Origin of the sequence: Pseudomonas sp. SWRI51 (assembly GCF_014268825.1) — a bacterium.
GTDB classification, from domain to species: Bacteria; Pseudomonadota; Gammaproteobacteria; order Pseudomonadales; family Pseudomonadaceae; genus Aquipseudomonas; species Aquipseudomonas farsensis.
This window is the reverse complement of sequence record NZ_JABWRG010000164.1, coordinates 1-3,503: the sequence shown is the minus strand read 5'-3', so window position 1 is coordinate 3,503 and position 3,503 is coordinate 1. Positions and strand designations below refer to the sequence as shown.

At 51.4% G+C, this 3,503-nt stretch carries 1 tRNA gene and 2 rRNA genes; all 3 read right to left on the bottom strand.

The features are described 5' to 3' along the window. Positions 1-50 precede the first annotated feature (50 nt). The 3 genes from rrf to HU720_RS23770 all read right to left on the bottom strand — a co-directional run bounded on the left by rrf (position 51) and on the right by HU720_RS23770 (position 3,503). A 5S ribosomal RNA gene (gene rrf, locus HU720_RS23780) occupies positions 51-166 on the bottom strand. A 133-nt stretch (positions 167-299) separates the two neighbouring features. After that, a 23S ribosomal RNA gene (locus HU720_RS23775) occupies positions 300-3,192 on the bottom strand. Between the two features lie 235 nt (positions 3,193-3,427). Further along, positions 3,428-3,503 (bottom strand) — tRNA-Ala (locus HU720_RS23770).

Below are 3,503 nucleotides of genomic sequence, written 5' to 3'. Positions count from 1 at the left end.
AAAGACAAAACCCCTACCTGCATGCGCAGATAGGGGTTTTGCGAAATGAATCTTGACGATGACCTACTCTCACATGGGGAAACCCCACACTACCATCGGCGATGCATCGTTTCACTACTGAGTTCGGGATGGGATCAGGTGGTTCCAATGCTCTATGGTCGTCAAGAAATTCGGTAGCCAGTCCGTTCAGATGAACAGCCCAGCGAATTCGGATATGTGATCTGTGTGTGCCGCGAACTTTCGGTTCATGCGTCTTCACCACCACAATTCGGCTTACGCGCAAATTGCTTGGGTGTTATATGGTCAAGCCTCACGGGCAATTAGTATTGGTTAGCTCAACGCCTCACAGCGCTTACACACCCAACCTATCAACGTCGTAGTCTTCGACGGCCCTTTAGGGGATTCAAGATCCCAGTGAGATCTCATCTTGAGGCAAGTTTCCCGCTTAGATGCTTTCAGCGGTTATCTCTTCCGAACATAGCTACCCGGCAATGCCACTGGCGTGACAACCGGAACACCAGAGGTTCGTCCACTCCGGTCCTCTCGTACTAGGAGCAGCCCCTCTCAAATCTCAAACGTCCACGGCAGATAGGGACCGAACTGTCTCACGACGTTCTAAACCCAGCTCGCGTACCACTTTAAATGGCGAACAGCCATACCCTTGGGACCGGCTTCAGCCCCAGGATGTGATGAGCCGACATCGAGGTGCCAAACACCGCCGTCGATATGAACTCTTGGGCGGTATCAGCCTGTTATCCCCGGAGTACCTTTTATCCGTTGAGCGATGGCCCTTCCATACAGAACCACCGGATCACTAAGACCTACTTTCGTACCTGCTCGACGTGTTTGTCTCGCAGTCAAGCGCGCTTTTGCCTTTATACTCTACGACCGATTTCCGACCGGTCTGAGCGCACCTTCGTACTCCTCCGTTACTCTTTGGGAGGAGACCGCCCCAGTCAAACTACCCACCATACACTGTCCTCGATCCGGATAACGGACCTGAGTTAGAACCTCAAGGTTGCCAGGGTGGTATTTCAAGGATGGCTCCATGAGAACTGGCGTCCCCACTTCAAAGCCTCCCACCTATCCTACACAAGCAAGCTCAAAGTCCAGTGCAAAGCTATAGTAAAGGTTCACGGGGTCTTTCCGTCTAGCCGCGGATACACTGCATCTTCACAGCGATTTCAATTTCACTGAGTCTCGGGTGGAGACAGCGCCGCCATCGTTACGCCATTCGTGCAGGTCGGAACTTACCCGACAAGGAATTTCGCTACCTTAGGACCGTTATAGTTACGGCCGCCGTTTACCGGGGCTTCGATCAAGAGCTTCGCTTGCGCTAACCCCATCAATTAACCTTCCGGCACCGGGCAGGCGTCACACCCTATACGTCCACTTTCGTGTTTGCAGAGTGCTGTGTTTTTAATAAACAGTCGCAGCGGCCTGGTATCTTCGACCGGCATGGGCTTACGGAGCAAGTCCTTGACCCTCGCCGGCGCACCTTCTCCCGAAGTTACGGTGCCATTTTGCCTAGTTCCTTCACCCGAGTTCTCTCAAGCGCCTTGGTATTCTCTACCTAACCACCTGTGTCGGTTTGGGGTACGGTTCCTAGTTATCTGAAGCTTAGGAGCTTTTCTTGGAAGCATGGCATCAACCACTTCGCGCTCTAATGAGCACTCGTCATCAGCTCTCGGCCTTGAGATCCCGGATTTGCCTAAGATCTCAGCCTACCACCTTAAACTTGGACAACCAACGCCAAGCTGGCCTAGCCTTCTCCGTCCCTCCATCGCAATAACTAGAAGTACAGGAATATTAACCTGTTTTCCATCGACTACGCTTTTCAGCCTCGCCTTAGGGACCGACTAACCCTGCGTCGATTAACGTTGCGCAGGAAACCTTGGTCTTTCGGCGTGGGAGTTTTTCACTCCCATTGTCGTTACTCATGTCAGCATTCGCACTTCTGATACCTCCAGCAAGCTTCTCAACTCACCTTCACAGGCTTACAGAACGCTCCTCTACCGCATCATCATAAGATGATACCCGTAGCTTCGGTGCATGGTTTGAGCCCCGTTACATCTTCCGCGCAGGCCGACTCGACTAGTGAGCTATTACGCTTTCTTTAAAGGGTGGCTGCTTCTAAGCCAACCTCCTAGCTGTCTAAGCCTTCCCACATCGTTTCCCACTTAACCATGACTTTGGGACCTTAGCTGACGGTCTGGGTTGTTTCCCTTTTCACGACGGACGTTAGCACCCGCCGTGTGTCTCCCATGCTCGGCACTTGTAGGTATTCGGAGTTTGCATCGGTTTGGTAAGTCGGGATGACCCCCTAGCCGAAACAGTGCTCTACCCCCTACAGTGATACATGAGGCGCTACCTAAATAGCTTTCGAGGAGAACCAGCTATCTCCGAGCTTGATTAGCCTTTCACTCCGATCCACAGGTCATCCGCTAACTTTTCAACGGTAGTCGGTTCGGTCCTCCAGTCAGTGTTACCTAACCTTCAACCTGCCCATGGATAGATCGCCCGGTTTCGGGTCTATACCCAGCGACTAAAGCGCCCTATTAAGACTCGCTTTCGCTACGCCTCCCCTATTCGGTTAAGCTCGCCACTGAATATAAGTCGCTGACCCATTATACAAAAGGTACGCAGTCACCTAACAAGTAGGCTCCCACTGCTTGTACGCATACGGTTTCAGGATCTATTTCACTCCCCTCTCCGGGGTTCTTTTCGCCTTTCCCTCACGGTACTAGTTCACTATCGGTCAGTCAGTAGTATTTAGCCTTGGAGGATGGTCCCCCCATGTTCAGACAAAGTTTCTCGTGCTCCGTCCTACTCGATTTCACTGGCAAGAGATTTTCGTGTACGGGGCTATCACCCACTATGGCCGCACTTTCCAGAGCGTTCCACTAATCTCAAACCAGCTTAAGGGCTGGTCCCCGTTCGCTCGCCACTACTAAGGGAATCTCGGTTGATTTCTTTTCCTCAGGGTACTTAGATGTTTCAGTTCCCCTGGTTCGCCTCTTGCACCTATGTATTCAGTACAAGATACTCAGCTTATGCTGAGTGGGTTCCCCCATTCAGAGATCTCTGGATCACAGTCTGTTTGCCGACTCCCCAAAGCTTATCGCAGGCTACCACGTCTTTCATCGCCTCTGACTGCCAAGGCATCCACCGTATGCGCTTCTTCACTTGACCATATAACCCCAAGCAATCTGGTTATACTGTGAAGACGACATTCGCCGAAAATTCGCTTTGCGCTTTACAGCGCTACACACAAATTTTACCTTAGCCTGATCCACCAGCAGTGAAACTGGTGTTCAGTCTATTTCTATCACATATCCGAATTTTTAAAGAACGATCTGACAAAAGTCAGAAATCAACATTCATCAACGAATGTTCATTTCTAAGTTCTGATCAAGTAGAGCAAATGTGGTGGAGCCAAGCGGGATCGAACCGCTGACCTCCTGCGTGCAAGGCAGGCGCTCTCCCAGCTGAGCTATGGCCCC